The 21,671-nt window shown below is 48.1% G+C and carries 18 protein-coding genes and 14 tRNA genes; 26 read left to right on the top strand and 6 right to left on the bottom strand.

Translation table 11 applies throughout. The annotated features are described in order from the left end of the window. From ABTV53_RS01035 to ABTV53_RS01100, 14 genes are all read left to right on the top strand, one after another. Positions 1-92: transfer RNA gene (locus tag ABTV53_RS01035), tRNA-Ser, on the top strand. A gap of 16 nt (positions 93-108) precedes the next feature. Beyond that, positions 109-180, top strand: a tRNA-Glu gene (locus tag ABTV53_RS01040). A 6-nt stretch (positions 181-186) separates the two neighbouring features. Continuing rightward, positions 187-262, top strand: a tRNA-Val gene (locus ABTV53_RS01045). A 17-nt stretch (positions 263-279) separates the two neighbouring features. Beyond that, positions 280-353, top strand: a tRNA-Met gene (locus ABTV53_RS01050). A 25-nt stretch (positions 354-378) separates the two neighbouring features. Then, positions 379-456, top strand: a tRNA-Asp gene (locus tag ABTV53_RS01055). Between the two features lie 22 nt (positions 457-478). Beyond that, positions 479-554 (top strand) — tRNA-Thr (locus tag ABTV53_RS01060). Between the two features lie 97 nt (positions 555-651). Then, positions 652-727 (top strand) — tRNA-His (locus ABTV53_RS01065). A gap of 11 nt (positions 728-738) precedes the next feature. After that, positions 739-813 (top strand) — tRNA-Gln (locus ABTV53_RS01070). A gap of 12 nt (positions 814-825) precedes the next feature. Further along, positions 826-901: transfer RNA gene (locus ABTV53_RS01075), tRNA-Lys, on the top strand. A 9-nt stretch (positions 902-910) separates the two neighbouring features. After that, positions 911-998 (top strand) — tRNA-Leu (locus tag ABTV53_RS01080). Positions 999-1,006: 8 nt separating this feature from the next. Continuing rightward, positions 1,007-1,081: transfer RNA gene (locus ABTV53_RS01085), tRNA-Gly, on the top strand. Between the two features lie 6 nt (positions 1,082-1,087). After that, positions 1,088-1,164, top strand: a tRNA-Arg gene (locus ABTV53_RS01090). A gap of 16 nt (positions 1,165-1,180) precedes the next feature. Continuing rightward, positions 1,181-1,254 (top strand) — tRNA-Pro (locus tag ABTV53_RS01095). Between the two features lie 13 nt (positions 1,255-1,267). Continuing rightward, a tRNA-Gly gene (locus ABTV53_RS01100) sits at positions 1,268-1,338 on the top strand. 254 nt (positions 1,339-1,592) lie between these two features. Here ABTV53_RS01100 and ABTV53_RS01105 read toward each other — a convergent pair. Beyond that, a complete protein-coding gene (locus ABTV53_RS01105) occupies positions 1,593-2,453 on the bottom strand; it encodes a hypothetical protein (protein WP_433749635.1) in 861 nt (286 codons plus the stop codon). A 146-nt stretch (positions 2,454-2,599) separates the two neighbouring features. Further along, positions 2,600-3,508 carry a LysR family transcriptional regulator gene (locus ABTV53_RS01110; RefSeq protein WP_433749638.1) on the bottom strand — a complete coding sequence of 303 codons (909 nt, stop codon included), beginning with the start codon at positions 3,506-3,508 and terminating at the stop codon, positions 2,600-2,602. Positions 3,509-3,932: 424 nt separating this feature from the next. Here ABTV53_RS01110 and ABTV53_RS01115 point away from each other — a divergent pair, with 424 nt between their 5' ends. The 4 genes from ABTV53_RS01115 (at position 3,933) to ABTV53_RS01130 (ending at position 9,527) form a co-directional block, all read left to right on the top strand. After that, positions 3,933-4,949, top strand: a complete 1,017-nt coding sequence (locus ABTV53_RS01115) for an ABC transporter ATP-binding protein (RefSeq protein ID WP_433749641.1) — start codon at positions 3,933-3,935, stop codon at positions 4,947-4,949. 79 nt (positions 4,950-5,028) lie between these two features. Then, on the top strand, positions 5,029-6,102 hold the full coding sequence (locus ABTV53_RS01120) for an ABC transporter substrate-binding protein (RefSeq protein WP_433749644.1): 1,074 nt from the start codon (positions 5,029-5,031) through the stop codon (positions 6,100-6,102). A gap of 129 nt (positions 6,103-6,231) precedes the next feature. After that, positions 6,232-7,902 carry an ABC transporter permease gene (locus ABTV53_RS01125; protein ID WP_433753995.1) on the top strand — a complete coding sequence of 557 codons (1,671 nt, stop codon included), beginning with the start codon at positions 6,232-6,234 and terminating at the stop codon, positions 7,900-7,902. Next, a complete protein-coding gene (locus tag ABTV53_RS01130) occupies positions 7,899-9,527 on the top strand; it encodes an MBL fold metallo-hydrolase (protein WP_433749647.1) in 1,629 nt (542 codons plus the stop codon). Before ABTV53_RS01125 ends, ABTV53_RS01130 begins: the two co-directional genes overlap by 4 nt. A gap of 94 nt (positions 9,528-9,621) precedes the next feature. Here the strand turns inward: ABTV53_RS01130 and ABTV53_RS01135 are convergent, their stop codons facing one another. Beyond that, a complete protein-coding gene (locus ABTV53_RS01135) occupies positions 9,622-10,287 on the bottom strand; it encodes a DUF4097 family beta strand repeat-containing protein (protein WP_433749650.1) in 666 nt (221 codons plus the stop codon). 168 nt (positions 10,288-10,455) lie between these two features. On the opposite strand from ABTV53_RS01135, the gene ABTV53_RS01140 reads away from it, so the two are divergent. The 4 genes from ABTV53_RS01140 to ABTV53_RS01155 all read left to right on the top strand — a co-directional run bounded on the left by ABTV53_RS01140 (position 10,456) and on the right by ABTV53_RS01155 (position 13,512). After that, complete coding sequence (locus tag ABTV53_RS01140; RefSeq protein WP_421893636.1) at positions 10,456-10,614, top strand: hypothetical protein; 159 nt, start codon at positions 10,456-10,458, stop codon at positions 10,612-10,614. A 22-nt stretch (positions 10,615-10,636) separates the two neighbouring features. After that, positions 10,637-11,401 (top strand): MerR family transcriptional regulator, encoded by a 765-nt coding sequence (locus ABTV53_RS01145; protein WP_433749653.1) that lies wholly within the window; start codon positions 10,637-10,639, stop codon positions 11,399-11,401. After that, positions 11,391-12,053, top strand: a complete 663-nt coding sequence (locus ABTV53_RS01150) for a GAP family protein (protein WP_433749656.1) — start codon at positions 11,391-11,393, stop codon at positions 12,051-12,053. The genes ABTV53_RS01145 and ABTV53_RS01150 overlap by 11 nt, the downstream gene beginning before the upstream one ends. Positions 12,054-12,282: 229 nt before the next feature. Next, complete coding sequence (locus tag ABTV53_RS01155) at positions 12,283-13,512, top strand: anhydro-N-acetylmuramic acid kinase (protein ID WP_433749658.1); 1,230 nt, start codon at positions 12,283-12,285, stop codon at positions 13,510-13,512. A gap of 129 nt (positions 13,513-13,641) precedes the next feature. On the opposite strand, the gene ABTV53_RS01160 is transcribed toward ABTV53_RS01155, so the two are convergent. After that, the gene (locus ABTV53_RS01160; RefSeq protein ID WP_433749661.1) at positions 13,642-14,832 is read right to left on the bottom strand and encodes an IS701 family transposase; all 1,191 of its coding nucleotides are present in this window, start codon (positions 14,830-14,832) and stop codon (positions 13,642-13,644) included. A 164-nt stretch (positions 14,833-14,996) separates the two neighbouring features. Here ABTV53_RS01160 and ABTV53_RS01165 point away from each other — a divergent pair, with 164 nt between their 5' ends. Beyond that, positions 14,997-15,836 carry a MurR/RpiR family transcriptional regulator gene (locus ABTV53_RS01165; protein WP_433753997.1) on the top strand — a complete coding sequence of 280 codons (840 nt, stop codon included), beginning with the start codon at positions 14,997-14,999 and terminating at the stop codon, positions 15,834-15,836. Between the two features lie 144 nt (positions 15,837-15,980). Here the strand turns inward: ABTV53_RS01165 and murQ are convergent, their stop codons facing one another. Both murQ and ABTV53_RS01175 read right to left on the bottom strand, forming a co-directional pair. Continuing rightward, complete coding sequence (murQ, locus tag ABTV53_RS01170; RefSeq protein ID WP_433749664.1) at positions 15,981-16,883, bottom strand: N-acetylmuramic acid 6-phosphate etherase; 903 nt, start codon at positions 16,881-16,883, stop codon at positions 15,981-15,983. 22 nt (positions 16,884-16,905) lie between these two features. Beyond that, positions 16,906-17,868: an N-acetylglucosamine kinase gene (locus ABTV53_RS01175; protein ID WP_433749667.1), complete on the bottom strand. Its 963-nt coding sequence runs from the start codon at positions 17,866-17,868 to the stop codon at positions 16,906-16,908. Between the two features lie 360 nt (positions 17,869-18,228). On the opposite strand from ABTV53_RS01175, the gene ABTV53_RS01180 reads away from it, so the two are divergent. The 3 genes from ABTV53_RS01180 (at position 18,229) to ABTV53_RS01190 (ending at position 21,654) form a co-directional block, all read left to right on the top strand. Further along, positions 18,229-19,581, top strand: a complete 1,353-nt coding sequence (locus tag ABTV53_RS01180; protein WP_433749670.1) for an ABC transporter substrate-binding protein — start codon at positions 18,229-18,231, stop codon at positions 19,579-19,581. 55 nt (positions 19,582-19,636) lie between these two features. Next, complete coding sequence (locus ABTV53_RS01185; protein ID WP_433749673.1) at positions 19,637-20,560, top strand: carbohydrate ABC transporter permease; 924 nt, start codon at positions 19,637-19,639, stop codon at positions 20,558-20,560. A gap of 260 nt (positions 20,561-20,820) precedes the next feature. Next, positions 20,821-21,654, top strand: coding sequence for a carbohydrate ABC transporter permease (locus tag ABTV53_RS01190; protein WP_433749675.1), 834 nt, complete (start codon positions 20,821-20,823; stop codon positions 21,652-21,654). Positions 21,655-21,671 lie beyond the last annotated feature (17 nt).

The raw sequence follows: 21,671 nt of genomic DNA on the forward strand, positions 1-21,671 counted from the left end.
GGAGAGGTGTCCGAGCTGGCCGAAGGAGCACGATTGGAAATCGTGTAGGCGTCACAAGCGTCTCGAGGGTTCGAATCCCTCTCTCTCCGCCAGATAATTTTTTAGCAAGGCCCGTTGGTCAAGGGGTTAAGACACCTCCCTTTCACGGAGGTAACAGGGGTTCGAATCCCCTACGGGTCATAATATGGAGGCTTAGCTCAGCTGGGAGAGCATCTGCCTTACAAGCAGAGGGTCGGGGGTTCGATCCCCTCAGCCTCCACCATATTATCTTTTTAATGACGCGGGGTGGAGCAGCCCGGTAGCTCGTCGGGCTCATAACCCGAAGGCCGCAGGTTCAAATCCTGCCCCCGCAATTAGCTTTCCTTGAGGAAGTACAATGGAACCGTGGTGTAGTTGGCCTAACATGCCTGCCTGTCACGCAGGAGATCGCGGGTTCGAATCCCGTCGGTTCCGCCATTTTTAATTAAATATACACCGTGCCGGTGTAGCTCAACTGGTAGAGCAACTGACTTGTAATCAGTAGGTTGGGGGTTCAAGTCCTCTCGCCGGCACCATTTTTAGTATTTACATCTGAATTTGTAATAGAATGTATATTATAGATGCAGTTGCTAATACTAAGATACTCTTAGTGGATGAATGGCTTACTCTATGGCGATCGTGGCGAAGTGGTTAACGCACCGGTTTGTGGATCCGGCATTCGGGGGTTCAATTCCCCTCGATCGCCCCATGATTTTTTAATGGGGATTAGCCAAGCGGTAAGGCAACGGACTTTGACTCCGTCATGCATAGGTTCAAATCCTATATCCCCAGCCATTTCATTATTTTGAGTCATTAGCTCAGTTGGTAGAGCACCTGACTTTTAATCAGGGTGTCGAAGGTTCGAGCCCTTCATGACTCACCATTATATTTTGCGGTCGTGGCGGAATTGGCAGACGCGCACGGTTCAGGTCCGTGTGGGCTAACCCCCCGTGGAGGTTCGAGTCCTCTCGACCGCACCATATGTTTTGCGGAAGTGGCTCAGCGGTAGAGCATCGCCTTGCCAAGGCGAGGGTCGCGGGTTCGATTCCCGTCTTCCGCTCCAATATTTGCGCCCTTAGCTCAGCTGGATAGAGCGTTTGACTACGAATCAAAAGGCCGGGAGTTCGAATCTCTCAGGGCGCGCCATTATTTTCATAAGTATCGGGATGTAGCTCAGCTTGGTAGAGCACCTGGTTTGGGACCAGGGGGTCGCATGTTCAAATCGTGTCATCCCGATTTTTTTTATTTTGCGGGTGTAGTTCAATGGTAGAACTTTAGCCTTCCAAGCTAATAGCGTGGGTTCGATTCCCATCACCCGCTTCCGAGTAACATACAGAAAAGCCTTTGCTTATGGCAAGGGCTTTTTTTGTGTGTTAAAAAGAATAATTGGATTTCTTTTATAATACATAGTTCCCAATATCCAAACCGTTAAGCGAATAATCAGTAAAAATCTCAACTGAGTATAATTGTAGAATTACTGGAATAACAGATAATGTATTCCACTACGAAAAAAAAGACAAACTCCTCTCCTACGATGTACGCAGGAAGAGGAGTTTTTTAGCAAGAGCTCGCGATTAGTATCTTTCCAGAATGGTCTGTGTCTTCAAGCCATCGGCAGGAATCAGCCAGTTGTTGTTCTCCAGCAATTGCAGCAGTTGGGTACGCAGTCCGGATACGACTACAGCATCATCGGTTTTGAAAGAGACCTCTACGATATTCTCAGTACCTGTACCTGCTGCATTACGGATCGGCCATACTTCAAGTGTAAGCTCTTGACCATTCCATGTACCTTCATAACGTTGAAATGTGATGGGTCCATATGCACGGGATTGAGTGAGTTGCTGTTTGCCCCAGTTCGAGGCAGACCAGTTTTTCAATTTGCCAGGGAGCTTGTCCAGTAACATGTTTAAGGCTTCTTGCTCTGAAGGAAGCTGAACACCTGTCGCTTTGGTATCTACTTTTTTGGTGTTGGAGAAACTCAGGGTCTGTTTGCCGTATCCCCAATCGATTTCAGCCTCGTAATTATCATCAGACTTATCGAATCCTTCTTGGTTAGCCAGTGTCAGCGCTGCGTTGATATCACCATTGATAACAGGGTACCGTCTTTTATAGGTCAGTTCATAATTATTTTTGTCATCCTTTTTGCGAAAACGAACGTTCCATCCTTGTTGATCCAATCCGAGCGCATTGGTGTCAAAGTACTCCACGTTAATGTTTTTTGGCGTGGAATTCAGGCCGAGGGTCTGAATCACTTCACTGCGTGGTGTCCCATCTGTATTCAATACAAGCTCCGGCTTGGTCAGAAACTTTACTTCATAAGCAGGAACGGCATTGGCCGCAGCTGAAGCCTGGGGTGCTCCCAGAAATGTCATTCCACTTCCCAATGTTACGATGCTCAGCATGAATGAGGCGGTTACCTTTTTCCACTTTTTCAAAACCAATCACTCTCCTAATCTGGATTAACGTACAGACTCACTTTATCGCCCGAGTATCTGAAAGCGATTAACGGGGAGCGCACATTGCGTTAACCCTGCATAGATTTGATGTATGGCAAACGATAGTTTATAGCGGATCAGGGTAATCAGCCATGGAAAATGGGAGAGCAGTGACTCACCTCTCGCAGCACTTCTTTGAAGCGGTTTACCTGAACGGAAGGGTGGCGGTCCTTGTTATGTACCGTATAGATATGGCGCGGCGCTTGCTCTCCGGGAATGGGAAGAACTTGAATGAGCCCGTGCTGTTCCTCCCACTGTACCGCCATCCGTGACATGAATGAGACATGCCCCCCAATTAACACAAGCTGTTTGATGGCTTCCAGGGAATCCATCTCCACCGTGCTCCGCAAACGAATGTCATGTTGCGCGAGCCATTGGTTGGTTAGCCGCCGAGTACTGGATTCATCGCCATGTAAGGCAAAAGGAATCTGTGCGATATGATCTGGGGTCAATCCATTCTTCTGGGCTAAACCATGCTGCGGTGAACAGATCAGTACCAGGTCATCTTCACATAACGTCTCAGCTTGCAGCGCGGGTCCAACAAACGGTTCTGAAGAGATTACCCCCAGATCAATCTGATGCCGAATTAACATCTCGCGAATAACAGGTGATGGTTTGACGGATAAGACGATTCGAATGCCCGGAAATTCCTGAGAAAAGGTGTTGAATATGGCGGGCAGCAGGTATGTAGCCGGTACATAGCTTGCCCCAATGTGCAGGGTGCCCCGATAGAGACTGTCATATTCCTTTACAACCCGCCTTGCCTCTTGGGTCAAAGCATTGATTTTGACGGAATAGTGGAGCAGAGCTTGTCCCGCCTCAGTCAGAAAGGTTTTCCCACTGCGCGATTCGAATAATCGCACGCCCATCTCTTCCTCCAATGACTTCATATGAAATGTAACCGTAGGTTGTTTGATCCCCAGTAACTCGGCCACGCTTGTCATGTGATGATGCTTGTCGATCAACTCAACAATTTGCAATTTGATCAGATTCAAAGTCCCAGCACTCCTCTCACTTCTACTCACCCCAATATATAAGATGATCTAATGTTTTTCATAAAGACGGAGAGTACAGAACCAATCTGAAGAAGCGAAGCCAAAAGCTTTCTGGAAGAAAGCTACTTCGGAAGCATATGCTTCGCCTTTATCCCCGGATTTCTCCCTTTATAAAGAGAGTATAAGAAATCTGGGGATAACAGCGATCGGAAGATGGTGCTGTAATCGAAGCGACAACATGAAAACTAATTTAGTTCATCTACTATAGATTTAATCTATGAACATCAACAGAATTCATCTAAAAAGTTAATTCCAATTTTACATACAAGACATACAACTCGCGAAAGCGGACGTTAGACTGAGAACAGTGCAGGAGATCAAGTAACAAAAGAGATCAAGTAACAGAAGACAGGCAGGGATGCTTATGAAATTAGAGATAACGGGAATTCAAAAATCATTTAATCAAACACCCGCACTGCTGCCGACAGATCTAACGCTTGAACATGGCAAATTCACGACACTGCTTGGCCCATCGGGCTGTGGCAAAACAACACTGCTCCGCATGTTGGCCGGGCTGGAACAGCCGGATGCGGGGGAGATTCGTGCAGATGGTCAGTGTATCTACTCTGCGGCGAAGCGGATTGATATACCGACACACAAGCGTAATCTGGGCATGGTGTTTCAGGATTTTGCATTATGGCCGCATATGACCGTATATGAAAATGTAGCATTTGGCCTAAAGGCCGGAAAACAGAAAGCCGATCTTCGGCAAAAGGTGAACGAAGCCCTTGGCATGGTTCGCCTGCAAGGCATGGAAGATCGATATCCTCATCAGCTGTCTGGTGGACAGCAGCAACGGGTTGCTTTTGCCAGAGCCGTAGCCGTCAGACCTGGTGTGATCCTGTTCGATGAGCCACTAAGTGCACTGGATGCCGTACTTCGGGAAGAGATGCGGATTGAGATGATGTCCCTGGTACGTGATATGGGACTGACTGCGCTGTATGTCACACATGATCAGATTGAAGCGATGTCGATGTCGGATGAGATTGTGGTGATGCAGAAGGGGCGGATATTGCAAAAAGGAAGCCCGGAAATGATCTACTCGGCGCCATGTGATCCGTATGTCGCTTCGTTTATCGGAAAGTCCAACTGGCTCACGCCTAATCAATCGATGGTGCGTCCAGAGCATGTCACCTGGAACAAAACAGGTCATGACGATCTGTGTTATCCGGGAACTGTACTCAGCGTCAGCTATGTAGGTGAACGCTACGAAGTGCGGGTGCAGATGGAAGGGCTCGGCGTATGGACAGCCTATATGAACCAGAGAGTACGCGTAGGCGAGAAGGCTCAGCTCTATGTTGCTCCCGAGTGGATATGCCGCATGGATGGACAGGATGTCGAAACTGTGAATCACCGTGAAGTGATCGCAGCAGCTAATTAGGGATGAATTGATGTGTGAATGCAATCAAAAGCACTACAGATTGAACAATTTAATCAGAAACCAGGGGAGATGAATGAATATGTTGGGGATGAAAACACGGAAAAAGAGTGCAATGCTGTTATTAACTGCGGTAATGAGTATCAGTTTGTTCGGATGTAGTACGGGGAACACAACCACAGGCAATGCGGCACAACCCGCAAGTGAGGGAAACACAGCTGCGGCGGCGGAAACAACGAAACCGGCTGGCGGCAAGTTGGTATTGTACAGTGCTGGTCCACAGAAACTGGCCGATAACATCGTGAGTGGATTTACAGACAAAACAGGGATCGAAGTTGAAATGTTCCAGGGAACAACAGGCAAAATCCTGGCTCGTATGGAAGCTGAGAAATCCAATCCGGTAGCAGACGTTGTAATCCTGGCCTCCTTGCCTTCAGCACAGGCTTTGAAAGCCGATGGTTTGACGATGCCTTACCCCGAAGCAGCCAATGCGGACAAGCTGAACAAGGACTGGTCGGATGCAGAAGGCAATTATTTCAGCAGCAGTGCTTCCGCACTGGGTATTGTGTATAACACCAAATTGGTATCTACACCGCCAACAAGTTGGGCAGAGCTTGCTACGCCGGCGTGGAAAGATGCAGTGAACATTCCCGACCCTACATTATCAGGTTCAGCACTCGACTTCATCACAGGATACCTGAGTGCGAATGGTGAAAAAGGGTGGGATCTGCTGAGTGCATACAAAGCCAATGGAGTAGCGATGGCTGGCGCCAATCAGGAAGCCCTTGATCCGGTCATTACAGGTGCCAAAAGCATCGTAGCTGCAGGTGTGGACTACATGGCGTATTCCTCCAAGGCAAAAGGTGAACCACTGGATATCGTGTATCCTGAGGAAGGCACGGTCATCAGTCCAAGACCGGCAGCGATTCTGAAATCCAGCCCGAATGTAGAGAATGCCAAGGCGTTCATTGACTATCTGTTGTCCGATGAAGCCCAGAAGCTTGTTGCAGATGCTTATCTGATCCCGGGCCGCGAAGATATTGAAGCGACTAATCGTGCCAATGTGAAGGATATCCCACAACTTAAAGTGGATTGGAACTGGATGAGTGAACATGGCGAAGAGACAGCAGCGCGTTTTTCCGAGACGTTTAAATAAGTACTTTTGCATAAATCCAAAGAGCGTCTTTCAATAAGCAAGGTATAGATCGAAATACTTCTACTCGTCTAAATCATACCTGCTGTCTGTGGAAAGTCATGTGAGGTGAACGTAGTGAAACCTGTTGTTATGGACAACAACCGTATTTTTCGGAGAGTGGGCGTGATTCTGGCCCTCTTTCTGCTGACCATAAGCATTGGCGTGCCGCTCTTGCTGATCTTCTGGCAAAGTGTGTATCCGGGCGGACAATGGGACTGGATGGCTCCAATTCGCACGATTACGGGACATCATCTATCAGGTGTGTTGCTGAATTCCGTCTGGCTTGGCATCTGCGTTGTAGCGGTAACCACGCTGCTGGCGCTTCCGCTGGCCTGGATGATGGCGAAGACCCGGATGGGCGAGCATCGCTGGGTCGATGTAATCCTGATGATTCCGTTCATGACCCCGCCGTATATTGGCTCGATGGGGTGGATTTTGTTTATGCAAAAAGGGGGATATCTCCAGCAGTGGGTGCCCTCATCTGTAGCCTGGAGTGAGCTGTTCTTCAGCTTCTGGGGCATGGTGCTCATCATGAGCTTACACCTGTTCCCATTCCTGTATCTGCTGCTTCGTGATGCATTGATCCGCATCGGTGGCAATCTGGAAGAAGCGGGAGCCGTGCACGGTGCACGTGCAGGATACCGTTTCAGACGCATTATTTTACCGTTGTTGTTGTCGTCCTACGGCATGGGGATCATGCTGGTCTTTGTCAAAACGATTGCGGAATTCGGAACACCGGCAACCTTCGGGCGCAAAATTGGCTATTATGTCATGACCTCCGAAATTCATAAGTACATCTCCAGTTGGCCGATTGACTTCGGCAAGGCGACTTCACTGGCATCCGTGCTGCTGTCCGTCTGTCTGGTGATGTGGTATATGCAGTCTGCCATGAGCCGGAAGTTCACGTATCGTCTGGTTGGTGGCAAAGGGCAACGTTCGAAGCGATACTCCCTTCGTGGCGGAGCAGGATGGTTATGCGGGGCGTATCTTGCAATCCTGTTGATCCTGTCGGTAGGCATCCCATATTTCTCCATCATCGCCGCTTCGACCATGAAGCTACGGGGATCGGGACTCGCATTTGATAATCTCACCTTGGATCATTATAAAGAGCTGTTATCTTGGGGATCGGTAAGTATGAAGGCCATCGGTAACAGTCTAGGATTATCTCTCGCGGCTTCAACTGTTGCGGTTATGATCGGTACGGGATTTGCGCTCGCGATCGGCAGATCATCTTCATTCATGCAGCGTGTGATTGACTTGTTCAGTCTGTTGCCTAATACGGTCCCAGGTATCGTGATGGTCGTGGGTCTGATCCTCTTCTGGAACTCACCCTGGATGCCAGTCACGTTGTATAACACCTATGGCATGGTTGTGCTCACGTACGTTGTTCTCTTCTTGCCTTACACCGTGCAATATGTAAAATCGAGCTTCACCCAGATTGATGGAACCTTGTTCCAGGCTGGGCAAGTGTTTGGCGGGAAGCCGCTGTATATTCTGCGGCGTATCCTGATTCCGCTGATCCTGCCCGGCATGCTGGCCGGCTGGATGATGACCTTTACGATTGCTACCCGAGAGCTGGTAGGTTCGTTATTGATTCTTCCGCCGTCCATGCAGACGTCGGCGACGTATATTTTTGCCCAGTTTGAACAAGGTCAGGTATCACTCGGAATGGCGATGGCCGTGGTGACTGTAGGCATGACGGTGCTCATGCTGCTTGGAATCGAAATGCTGAATTCAAAGAGAAAGTGGAATGCATCATGATCAAACTGAACGTATGGGGCGGTGCAGGCGAACATGGACGTTCCGCCTATCTCCTGAGCGGGAGCCGGTTTCGCCTTTTGCTGGATTGTGGTGTCAAAAAAGAAGGCGCAGGCCAGTATCCGCTGATTGACCCGGAGATTGTCCCTCAACTGGACGCGGTCCTCTTGTCCCACGCCCATGAAGATCATTCCGTCGCCATCCCACTGCTGTATAAGATGGGCTACCAGGGTGAAGTGTTGACGACAAGGGAGACGAGGGAGCAGCTGGGTACGTATTTTCGGGCATGGCGCAGCAGCATGGAACGTGCAGGACATGTAATACCATATGATAAAGCTGATGAGCAGCGTATTCGATACAGGTTCCTGGAAAACGAAGCAGAGCGAGGCCACTGGTTTGAAATTATACCTGGGGTGGCGGCAGTCTGGGGGCGTAGCGGGCATCTGGCGGGTTCGGTCTGGTTCGGTCTTGAGATGGAGGGCAAGCGGGTTCTGTACTCCGGCGATTATACGTCGGAGTCCATGCTTCTAGAGGATGATGATGTTGCGGACGGATTTCTGCGTGCAAATCTGAATCGCCATAGTCGCATATGGGCTGTTCCTGTTCCAATTGAAAGCCTTCAGGATAAGTCCAGCGCGCTCAATGAAAAAACGGATGTGAGCAGCGAACAGGCCATGAAGTTGGTAGGGGGCCAAGTCATGGGACAAACACTGGTTGATCAAGCAGCATATGCTCAGACCCTTGCTGCTACAGGATCTACCGGATCAGAGACAGCACTTAGCTCATCTACAGGAATACACAGCAGAATCCTTACCGAGCCAATGCACATGAGAGAAAGTATAGGAGCCATGGCATCCATGTCTAACTCATCCAAGGTTAAGCTTGATCTGGCGATCGTGGATGCTGCTTATGGTACGGACCGGGATACGCAGGCCGATAAACTGCAACAACTGGAGAGCGCTATCGGCAATACGATTGCTCGGGGTGGCAGGGTGTTATTACCCATGCCTGCGGTGGGCCGCGGCCAGGAGATGATCCTATGGGCACAGCAATGTTTTCAGGGCATTCCCATGATTGTGGAACAGAAATTGGTGGATGGGATGACACAGTTACATCGTGTTCCCTATTGGCTCAGGAAGGGAGAGCAGGTTAGGGGAGCTTCGCCTGCGGACAGCATCGAACATTTTCTGAGCGGAGAAGGTTGGGAAAAGGCATCTACGGAGGAGGAACGTCTGCAGTTGCTGGAACAACATCATGCTTCCCTATGGTTTGTCCCGGATGGCATGATGCAGTCCTCACTTGCACATTGGTACTACGAGAGATGGTCATCGGATGAAAAAAATCTGATTCTGCTCACCGGGCATGTTGCTGCAGGAACATTTGCCGATGAGTTATTGCGAAATCCAGAGGCGTATGGAAAATGTGAAGTAAGGAAATTACGTTACAAAGTTCATCAGGGTTGGAGGGATGTCGAGCAGATGCTGGACCGGATTTCGGCTCGACATACGGTGCTTGTACATACCGACCTTGCGGAGACGGAACGTTTGAGACAAGGTCTGCTTGATGGAAGTTCATCTGCGGGAGCTGATATCTATGCGTTGTCTCCAGGAGATGAGTTGTTTTTTTAAAAGTGGTTGCATATCTGATTCTAGTACGTCCGAGGCGCCTTTGTGCGCCTCTTTTTGTCGTCCAAATTTAAGCGTTTTGGATATTTGGCATGTCTTATTGAATTGATATATTACCTGATTTGGTGAGGATATGGACTTGATATGTCCCTTGTCCTGTAGTGCCTTTGGAGGTGTGTTTGTTATCACGAATATGCTGCAAGTCAAGGGAGTGGGAACGTCTGCCACTTCGCGATTCCAATGTCCAGTTTACATCCGGATTTTCTTCCACGACGCTCAGTGTTATATTACCGCTAGTTGAGGCAAGGTGAATGTTGGATAGAATACGTTCAGTAGTCAGTTCAATTGAACCACTAGTCCCATCAACCGATAAGTCGGATTGAATATGGTTGATCTTGACTGTTCCGGAGGAACTGTTAATACGCAGATCACCTTCATAATGAAGAGGTACTTTCACAGTGATCACAGGTTGGTTCGCCAGATTAAAGATCCGAATCATATGATTGCTTGCAGAGATCCTTACGTCTCTTTGGCCGCGGACCATATTAAAAACGGGCTTGTGATCGTATGCGTTGCTTGATACTTCCAGAGAGGTAATATCGGCTGCAGTCTCCACGGTTACGGGAGTACTCCCATTATCTATCGAAATGAGGTCAATGGAATTCAGGGATACCTGTTGTGTGTCGGTAATGGCAGTGCTGGACAGGCTGCAGGATGTTAAAACCAAGAGCAGACAGAACCATATGGGCATAACTTTGGTCATCAGATCACCTCGGGTATGAATTTGAATTTTGTATGACTTCATGTTATACGATGACGTAACGTCAGGATCAAGGTGTTTTCCGAACAAAATGGGGGTTGAAGTTGACGCAACGTCATTATGTATAATGGTCAGGAATTCAGATATACAGGGAAAAGGAGGGAAATGAACATGAAAACGGGAGATATTCTCATATATAGTTGTGTTATTATCGGGGCAGGGTTAGGACTAATTATGGATCATGTATTTCCAGGTGTGTTGATTGGGTTGGGGGTAGGCTATCTGTTGAAGTATACGATGATAGATGGGAAAAAGAAAAATGATATATGAGCTGTAGGAGGTGTATAACACATTGTATATTCATATTCATGAACTCGCACGCAGAACGGGGATGACGGTAAGGACATTACGATATTACGACTCGATTGATCTCTTAAGTCCTTCTTCCAAAACGGAAGGCGGGCACAGATTATATGTAGAAGAGGATTTAAAGAAGCTTCAGCAGATTCAGTTTTTCAAAAATATGGGTTACTCGCTAAAGGAGATTCGGGAGATGCTTACCGATGAATCATGGAATTGGGAACAGTCTCTAAGGAATCAGCTTTCCTATATTATAGAAGAACAACAGCGGTTGGACTCGATGGCCTCATCTCTGAGAGAAATGTTAAACAGTCTTATCATGGAGCAAGGTAATAAGCAGGATACGCTTGAGAAGCTGATTCAGCTCTCCAAGCCGAATATGGACAGGCTACGATCATATAAAGAAAACAGGTTTAGCCATGATGAGCTGGAACTATGGGAGAAACTGCCCCGTATGCAGGGTAATGATCCCGATTCTCTGGAATGGATTGCACTGATTGGCCAGTTAAAAAGTCATATGAATGAAGCTCCTGATTCCGATAAAGTCCAGAATGTCATTCGTCGTATGATGGAGAAGCAGAAGGAACAGTTTGAGGGAGAGGACGCTTTTTTGGATAAATTATGGGATGCCAGAAAATCTGCTCAAGCATCCAATGAGTTAGGATTTTATCCTTTGGAGCCAGAACTGCTCAGTTATATGGAAGAAGCTTATGATATTTTTATGCAGAACAAGAGTGGACTTACTCATGAAAGCTGAATTACTGTTTTATATTGGGGGACTTGCAATACTGGACACGTTAAGTCCAACGCTGATCGGTGTGACGTTATATTTAATGATTGAAGAGAACCGGAGATTTGGCTCACGACTCATGATCTATGTGGCGACCGTCATGTTTTTATACTTTGTCCTGGGCTGCTTAATGATGGCAGGATTGGATCTGTTACAAGCCACCTTCACGTCATTTTTTCAACATAAAGTTGTGAGTTGGGCCCTTTTGATCGTAGGAGGAATACTCTTTACAGGGAGTTTCTGGATCAAACCGAAGGCAGGTGGAAGAAAGAAATATCGTGTTCCCCGTACCACCGGGTTCAAGGGATTATTTATCATGGGTATCACTACATTTTTGCTGGAAGCGGGAACTGCTCTTCCCTATTATACAGCGGTAAGTCTGATGACCACGGAGGGACTCCCAATAACGGGGTGGATACTCATTCTTATTGGATATAATCTGATCATGATCACGCCACCCCTTCTAATCTATGTGTTGCATACATGGCTGGGTTCCAGGGTGCAGGGGATCGTGGAAAAGCTGCAAAGAAAACTGGAGGAACAGTCCGGGTCAGTTCTCTCCTGGATAATGTGCATTGCAGGGCTGATTCTGATCTTTAATGTGCTTGATTACATATAGTGTCTACTGACGAATGAACAGGTTTTCGCTGAGGGCGAGAGCCTGTTTTGGCGTGCCGTTTCTGTCTACAAATCGGAAAACGTAGGAAAAGATACATAGAGAGTGGTTAACCTTTATCGTATGTAATTTAATTTCACGTAAAGTTTGACTTGTGAAATTTTATATCATATACTGGGTAAAATGTTGGCAGATGATGTGATCATCGGGTCTTGCAGGAGGTTGGAAATGGATGGATACAGGCAGCTATCCGATGTGGGAGAAGTATCGTTTGAAGCAGGAGCATCTGGTCATCGGACTAATGTCAGGGACATCTCTGGACGGAACGGATGCAGCGCTGGTGCGTATTCAAACCGATATGAGCGGGGCATTACAGCAGATCGAGCTGGTTGATTTCGTATGTGTGCCGTATTCGAATGGATTGAGAGACGTACTGATCCGGTTATGTTCACCGGGGACTGCTCGTGTCGACGAGCTGACTGCCGCACATTTTGGTGTATCGGAGTGGTATGCGCATAGTGTTAAGGAATTGATGCAGTCTGCCGGTATCTCAATGCAGCAGGTGGATGTGATTAGCATGCATGGACAGACGGTATGGCATGCTCCTGTAGCATCTGCGTTTCCAGGTCCATCGGGAGCAAGTATGGATGTGGTATCGACATTACAGATCGGTGAATGTGCTGTCGTTCGAGAACGGACAGGGCTGCCAGTTGTTGGAAATCTGCGAGCAAGGGATATGGCAGCTGGTGGGGAAGGTGCTCCACTTACGCCTTATGCGGATGCTCTGATGTTCCGCAGCCCGACGGAAGGGCGGCTAGTGCAGAATATCGGCGGTATTGGCAATGTGACGGTGCTTCCATCCGAGTCATCTACCGAGGGTATTTCGGCTTTTGATACGGGACCAGGCAATATGGTGATGGATGCCATTGTGCGGCAGGCAACGGATGGGCAGCAGCATTATGATCCAAGTGGAAGCATTGCCGCACAGGGGAAGATCGATCAGGGTCTGGTAGACCTTTGTTTAGAAGATGAGTATTTCAAAAGACTTCCACCGAAAAGTACCGGGCGGGAAGTATATGGCGCCGCGTATGCAGTGAGACTGATGGAGATGGCCGCAACGCGTTCCTTAACGCTGGAAGATACGCTGGCTACTGCCACCTGTCTGACCGCGGAGACCATCGTGCGTGCCGTGAAGGATTTTATCCTGCCCAAGGTGCACATATCGGCCATGCTCGCCTGCGGTGGTGGCACCTCCAATACCACGTTAATGGAGATGATCTGTCATAGACTTCCAAAGGATATCCGTTTGGAGAGAACAGCAGATTATGGCATACCCGATGATGCTCGGGAAGCTATTGGATTTGCTTTACTTGGCCATGAGGCACTTATGGGGAGAACCAATACGCTCCCGGCAGTAACCGGCGCGAGAAACGCCGTAATCTCAGGCAACCTGACACTCTAGTGAGACCTGCCTTCGAATGGAGTTCAGTTATGGAAGGACAAGGAATTCAATTAGACGCGAGTGAAATTATAACTGTACTTGCCAATAATCGCTTCAAATATTTGTAAGTTAAAAAGCCTGACAGTATCCTTATGCCACTATGAGGCGCGTTTTAATTTGGTCTAATGTAGCTCCGCTTTGGGTTTGGTTGTAAATATACTCAATCATGTCATGCTTTTTCTGAATGTGGTAGCGATGTAGCCCATCAATCAAGCTTCCATGGCTACCATAACTGCAGCATAGCGCGGCAAACAGGAGCAGGGCCAAGTAACGGTCAATCGCCTGAGTCGATCGAACCTGGTAACGATCCATAGCCAGCCTAACCTTCGCTGTCCGAAAATACGTTTCAATCGCCCAACGTTTGCTGTAATAGCTCAGAATTTCTTCATTACTTAGGGAAACATCCGTACTTAAAAAGGCTTTCATTTGCTTGGGATCAAAGCCTTCTCCATCTTTCCAACAGAGGAGCAAAGCGGCGTTCTCTACGACATTGAGCTTGCCTTCATAGCGATATACCCGGTAATCGGAAGAGCCGATGGTCACCAGATCGGTATCCGTTTTCGAGATGTAGGAAGCAAAGCTTTTGAGCGATTGTCGGATGCCTTGCGGATAGAAGATACGGTTGGTTTTTAAACCACTAATGACGTGAAATCCACGCTCCGCACTCGTTTGAAGCACGGAAGCCGACGGATACCAAGAATCCATCAGGACGTAGGTTCGGTAGGAAGACATCGGAACGGCCTGAATCAGATCACAAGCCAGATCGATTTTACTTTTCCCTTGCGGATCGTAACGTTCTGAAGCAAAAGGAAACACCTGCTCACCCGAGCGGAGTAGCGTTTGAACCACAGCATGCCCGTAAACATGCCGCCCCTTGAGATGAGAATGCTGAAACGAAGCGCCTTGAATCGTGTGGGTAGCCTGTGACGAAGGCTTGGTTTTTTCACACACGGTATCATCCAGAATCACGAAAATGGGACTGTGATCACGCTGAGCACACGCTTTAATCTGCTGAAAAGCGACACGTTGAACGATGCGTTTGAGGTACGAGCTGTCCCAGTTCCCATGAGTTAAGAAATGGCTCAGGGTTCGGCGATCTCGCTCTTGCAAGCTTTCGCGATGAATATCCGTTAACGTACCTGTAAAACCAGTCGAAAGCATGCCATCCACGAAGTGTTTGATGTGGTGAAGAGCAGGCTTGGAGAAATAGAGCGGAAGTTTCCACTCGTCTAACCGATTGTTCCAAGGATTTGATTGTGATAAAGTATACGTATGAGACATGTCTTTTCTCTCCTGCGTAGGGTATTTGGTGGTACTTCTATTTTACGCAGAGAGTCAAGTTTGTCTCTTTTTCTATTTATTGGAACTGATTTTGAGCAAGTACAGTTATAAGATAAAATGCTTGTACATGAATGCAGTATGGAAAGGAGGAGCGGATGGAGAGCATGAAAGGTGGACTTGTACGTTTACGCGCATTAATGGATGACCTGACCCCATCGGAACGGAAGATCGGAGCTTATATTCTCGATCACCCTCAAGAAACCGTCCAGTCGTCGGTGGCACAGTTGTCCGAACGTAGCGGGGGGAGCCCGGCGGCTATTATTCGTCTCTGCAAATCGCTCGGGGTAGCGGGTTTTCAGGAACTGAAGCTCAAGATTGCCGGAGATTTGCAGACGGATGAGCAATATAATTATACGGAGATTCGTCCCCAGGACTCCATGGAGAGTATTATTCAGCATGTGTCGGCTAACAATATTCAGTCGGTGAAGGATACGGTTCATATTCTGGACCCACGTCTGGTGGAAAAGGCAGTGGACGTACTTCATCGGGCGAAACGGATTTTTTTCTATGGGGTAGGGGCCTCGAACCTGATTGCGCTGGATGCACATTACAAGTTCATGCGAATCAATCGCACAAGCTTTTCGTTTGCCGATCCGCATATGCAGATTTCGTCTGCAACAACGCTTCGTGAAGATGATGCGGTCGTATGTATCTCGTATTCAGGGGAGACCTCCAACGTGATCTCCTGTCTCAAGCATGCTCACGAAGGCGGTGCAGCGACAATCAGTATTACCAAGTGGGGCAGCAATACACTCAGTAGTATGGCGGATGTGCCCCTGATGATTACTTCCACCGAAAGTGATATTCGGAGCGGAGCAACTTCGTCACGGATTGCACAGCTGAACGTGATCGATATTTTGTATCTGGCGATTGCCAGTCGGGATTACAACCAATCGGTGGAGTATCTGGAGAAGAGCCGACAGGCTATACTGGAACATAAATAAGAATAGACAAGTCCCTTGCTGTTTTATACAGGAGGGGTTTTTTTAATAGATTGAGATTAAGCACACTCGCGTGACATAAAGAAGATCAAAAAAAGAGCCCAGACCAATGTCGGGCTCCTTCGTGTTTGACCATAGCTACCTGCGTTATTTAACGGATATGGCATTGCGGACAAATCCGTCAGCCAGATCAAGCTTGCGCTGGGCTTCTGTTGCGCCCACGTCTGCCATCAGCATGACAATCGCCGTTTTGACATGTCCATCAGCTGCGATAAATACTTGTTCAATCTCTGCTTCACTTGCGCCTGTTGCCAGCTGGATCATTCGTTTGGCGCGATGGACAAGCTTCTCGTTTGAAGGATTCAGATCCACCATGAAATTGCGGTAGACCTTGCCCAGACGAATCATGGCGGTCGTGGTGAGCATGTTCAGAATCATCTTCTGGGCACTGCCTGCCTTCATACGTGTTGACCCCATAACAACTTCCGGGCCGACAACAGCCTCAATGCTCACATCAGCCAGCAGGGCCATCGGTGTGCCTGCATTATTACTCAGGCTGATCACCGTAGCTCCAATCTCCTTGGCGTGTCTCATCGCACCCAGCACATATGGTGTTCGTCCACTGGCGGCAATGCCGACCACGACATCGTTCTCATCTAAACCATGTTCATCAAGATCGGCTGCTCCCAATTCCTCGCTATCTTCAGCACCTTCCACCGGATCCTTCACTGCCCGAAACCCACCTGCAATAATACCCTGTACCATGGAGGGAGGGGTGCCGTAGGTAGGTGGACACTCCGAAGCATCCAGAATCCCCAATCTTCCACTGGTACCTGCACCCACATAGAACAGTCTGCCACCTGACTGAAAGGCTTCTACAATCCGGTCGGCAGCCTGTGCAATCACAGGAATGAGCGGTTGAATTAACTGTGCAATTCGTTGGTCTTCGCTATTAATCAGTTCCATAATTTCTGCCGAGGGAAGTTCATCTATATGATCTGTCAGTGGATTCGGTTGTTCGGTTATCAATAAGTTAAGCATGTGATTCATTCGTATGGCCTCCTTATCTCTATCAAAATGATCCATTCTGGGAACAGCGCTGCCTTGCCAACTGTGCCGCACCGACTGCCGGAGCCGGTGCATCCTCCCGGTAAACAAATCTCAGCTCTCCACCAAATTCCGAAAGCCTCTGAATAAATGTATCTCGGAACAGCTCAGAGTAACGAAATAGTGATCCGGACAGGACAACCTGTGCGGATGCGAATACTTGATGGCGTGCAATCAGTGCCTTTGCGGTATTGGCCAACTGCCCGGCTTCATCAACGATCAGTATCCGGGCTACCTCATCGCCTGATTCGGCAGCTTCTATTGTGAGACGGGCGATGGATGCTGTCTCAGTTTTGCCCCAATCCGTCTGGTACACCCGTACCTTTAGCTCCAATAAATTTTGAAGATTCAGCTTCTGTATGAGAAGCGTGGTTAGCAGAGTCGGTGGAAGAATGCCGTCATGGCTCTGCATGATGGCTTGAAGAGTCCTTTGTCCGATTCGATAGCCACTTCCTTCATCTCCAAGCAGATGCCCCCAGCCTCCTGTGCGGTACTGTTTTCCTTCTGGCGTGAAGCCGTAGACGATGGAGCCTGTTCCAGAGATGCACAATACACCGTGAGTGTGGCCGAGGGAGGCCATCAGCGCAATTTCACCTTCCGATACAACCCAAACTGAACAGGCTCCTAATCCTTTCGAATTTCGATTCTTCATATAGTCATGCACTGCATTAACAATCATTTGGCGTTCTTGAATCGTGTCTATACCTGACATCCCTAGACATATACCTTCACATTTTGTCGATAAATCATTTCTTGGGTTAAAGAGTTGATCCAGCACCCGATACAGTTCCGAAATGGCTTCTTTGGGCGGTACGCTATGAGGATTGGTGGGTCCGCCACGGAATCGGGCAAGTACTTCGCCAGAATCAGAAATGATTGCTGCATCAGTATTGGTACCGCCTCCATCTACGCCAACATATACTCGCAAAGTGGCTCACCTCGATTGCTTGAGTTTTCTTTTTACATAGTATAGAGGCATAAAATGAAAAAGTAAAATTAAATTTTATGATAAAAAACATTGTTGAATTTTTATTTTATAGCTCATATAATGAACTCAATCTACAATTTTGGAAGGAATTAATACTGTTAATGTTAACTAAGTTGACGTTAATATTGCATTTAAGAGATTTAGCCTGGCGTAACTAGCAGGCCCAATCTACAGAGGAGGTGCTTTTCCTTACTGCCGCGTGTATAGGTGGATGGCGTTTGAAGGCCGAATGATCACAAAGGGGTAGCATGGTTAGGCAAATGAAAGAATCGGAAGACGACATGCGAAGGGGATGAAGGGATGAAAAAGAAGGGTCTGGTATGGACAATGTTGTTGATGATGGTCTTGGTTACTGCCTGTGGGAATAGCGGAGGGGCTGCTTCGGATGACCCGAATGCTGACGATACGGTAACGGTATGGACCTATCCTGTACATGGCACATATGAAGATGAACTGAAGGATCTAATCTCTGATTTCAATAAAGAACACCCGAACATTACCATAAAGACGGAAATGCTCTCCTGGGCGGAAGGCCCCAAAAAATTCGATGTCGCTCTGAATGCCGGGAACCCGCCGGATCTGTATTTCCACAGTGTAGATGGTACGTATGTGAATACGGGGCTGGGGCTTGAACTGGACAGCTACCTGACATCTGAGATCAAGGACGACTACCTGCCAGGTACGCTTGAATTAGGCCAGATTCAGGGGAAACAGTATGGACTGCCTTTATATCAATTCCAATGGGCTTGGGGTGGCAATAAACGCATTCTGGAGGAAGCAGGTATCGACTGGAAATCCATTCAGCAAAATGGCTGGACCTGGTCCGAATTCAACGATGCCGCGGCCAAGTTGACCAAAACGCTCGATGGCGGGGCTAAGCAGTATGCATTGGTTACGGATGGAACTTCGCTTGACTTCATTGAAATGTTATCCCGAAACAATGGGATGATTGATGTTCTTGACAAAGACGGCACGTTCCAATGGAATGATGGTCGCATTCTGGATACCCTCTCTTTTATCAAAAATCTGATGGATCAAGGGTATATGCCGAAGGAAACGGCGGCTCTCGCTCCAGCGAAACGGACGGATATGTTCTACGCAGGGGAAACGGCGATCATCTCCAAAGCGATTCCTTATTATGATGTGATGATTCAGAACCGCAACAAGGACATCGATGATGGCAAGGTGCAGGGAGAGAAGATTGATTTTGTCCTGTTGCCTGTACCGCATAATGATGATCAACCTGCGGCCACAACAATGGGCGGCGAAGGGTATGTAGCCTTCAAACAGAAGAAGGACAAAGGTGAACAACATGCCAAAAATACGTTCTTGGTGATGGAGGCGCTCAGTGGTGCCAAAGCAGGAAACTCAGCCAATGAACTGGCGCTCCCATTCGTAAGACAATCCCAAGTGGATCTGTTTAAAGGAAAAGAGCTTGGTCAACCGGATAATCTGGCTGCTGCGAAAGTGATGGCAGAGAATATCGCTATGCCGGTAGTGCTTGAACTGGATATCGACAAAGCAGCTCAGCAAAAACAATTCAAGGAACAGGTTGTGAAGCCTAACATTCAGGCGCTGTTCTCGGGTGAGAAAACACCTGAGCAGATCGCAGAAGACTTCAAGAGCAAAGGCCAGCAGATGTTTGGACAATAACTCGGACCATAAAACATAACGCAAAACCACACTGATTAGGAGAGGAGGATTCGCCATGCAGACCGCCCTTGCGCCAAAACCGTCCGTACCCAGGACTTCCCGGGTTGCCCGGTTTTGGCGGGATTACGGGTGGGCGTATTTGTTCATTTTGGCGCCTGTCCTGCTGTTTCTCATTTTTACGCTGTATCCAGTACTTACGGCTCTTATTATGAGCTTCCAGAAATACAACATTATGAATTCGACGTGGGTTGGATTGGACAACTACGAGCGACTGGTGAAAGATGAGACGTTCTGGAAATCAATCAAAAATACGGTGATTTTCACTGTTGGCACAGTCCCGGTCAATATTCTCATTACATTTGTACTGTCCTATTTTATCTATCAGATGAAAACGAAATGGCAGACTTTTTTCAAAGCTACCATGTATCTGCCTGCGGTAGCCTCCGGGGTAACCATCTCCATTGTATGGTTGGCGATCTTTGACCCGACGGATTCGGGGCTACTCAACCGTTTTCTCGGCTTGTTTGGCCTTGATCCGGTGATCTGGCTCGGCCAGTCGGGAACGGCACTCTTTTCCCTCATTCTGATGAACTGGCTCGGATCGCACGGGGCGGGCATTATTCTGTACCTGGCGGCCATGGGCGGTATTCCAAAATCGCTATACGAAGCGGCGGATATTGATCATGCCAGCGGCTGGACCCAGTTCAGCAAGATTACATGGCCACTACTCAAACCAACGACGCTGTATCTGCTCGTCACGGGTGTTATTACATCCTTCCAGGTGTTTATCTCGGTATATCTGATGACACAGGGTGGACCAAACTTTGCGACAACTACAATCGCTTATCTGATCTACGAGACGGCATTTAAGTTCTATGAATTCGGATTGGCTTCGGCACAGTCGTTCATATTGGCGATTATCATCATAGTCATCTCCGTCATACAGTTCAAATATTTCTCCAGCGATATTGAGTATTAGAGGTAGTTCAAAAAGTTCGCTTTTGATTACGAAGGATGCCTAGCGGCATCATCAGCATCGAATATGGAATTTAGCCGAAATAAGTGGGTGCTTACGAAGTATGTTTCCTTTGGAAACATTGCGGTTGCTCACGTAGTTTTCCCTACGCTCCGCTACTCCATTTCTAGCTTCATCCCATCTTCTCGGTACTGAAAACCGACCTTTTTGAACACGTACGATTAGAGCACGTTGTATTAAGCATCCGGGGGTGAATCAAATTCATGAAATCAACACAGAAAAGGATCCTGCTAGTGGTTGCATCCATTCTGCTGGTGGTCTGGGCACTGGTGACGGTCATTCCGATGTACTGGATGCTCGTCGGTTCGGTGCAGGATAGCGCGATGTCGGCGTCGTTTAAACCACAGATGATTCCGGAGCAGTTGTCGCTATCGCCATATGAGCGCTTTTTTGCCAAAACCGATGCCTGGCGCTGGCTGTACAATTCGCTGCTCATCTCGATCATACTGACCGTAACTAATGTATTCTTCGCCTCCCTGGCGGGATATGCATTTGCCAAACTGAAGTTTCCGGGTAGTCAGGCGGTATTCTGGACATTGCTGGGGACCATGATGATCCCGGCACAGGTGACGCTGATTCCTTTGTACATTCTGATGGTCAATGTGTTTGATCTGGGGGATACGTATACGGCCATTATTCTGCCTGCTGCCGTTAGCGTAGGGAACATATTCTTGATGAAACAGTTCATGTCTACGCTGCCCACATCGCTGATCCATGCGGCACGTATCGATGCATGTAGTGAATTCGGTATCTTCTGGAAAGTCATTCTGCCGATGGCAAAGCCGGGAATTGCGGTGCTGGCGATTTTCACGTTTGTCGCTTCGTGGAACGAATTCTTCTGGCCGTTCCTGATTACCAATTCGAATGAGATGCGTACGATTCAAGTGGGACTGGCCTCGTTCGTGTTTGCCGAATCAACCGATTTCGGCGCGATGATGGCGGGGGCAACAATAGGTGCGCTGCCCATGATCATTCTGTTTTTCTCACTGCAACGTTACTTCCTTCAGGGCATTACGATCGGTGCGGTAAAAGGTTAAGTTGAACTGTTAGTTCA

This window comes from Paenibacillus amylolyticus, assembly GCF_050990605.1.
Taxonomy (GTDB): domain Bacteria; phylum Bacillota; class Bacilli; order Paenibacillales; family Paenibacillaceae; genus Paenibacillus; species Paenibacillus amylolyticus_H.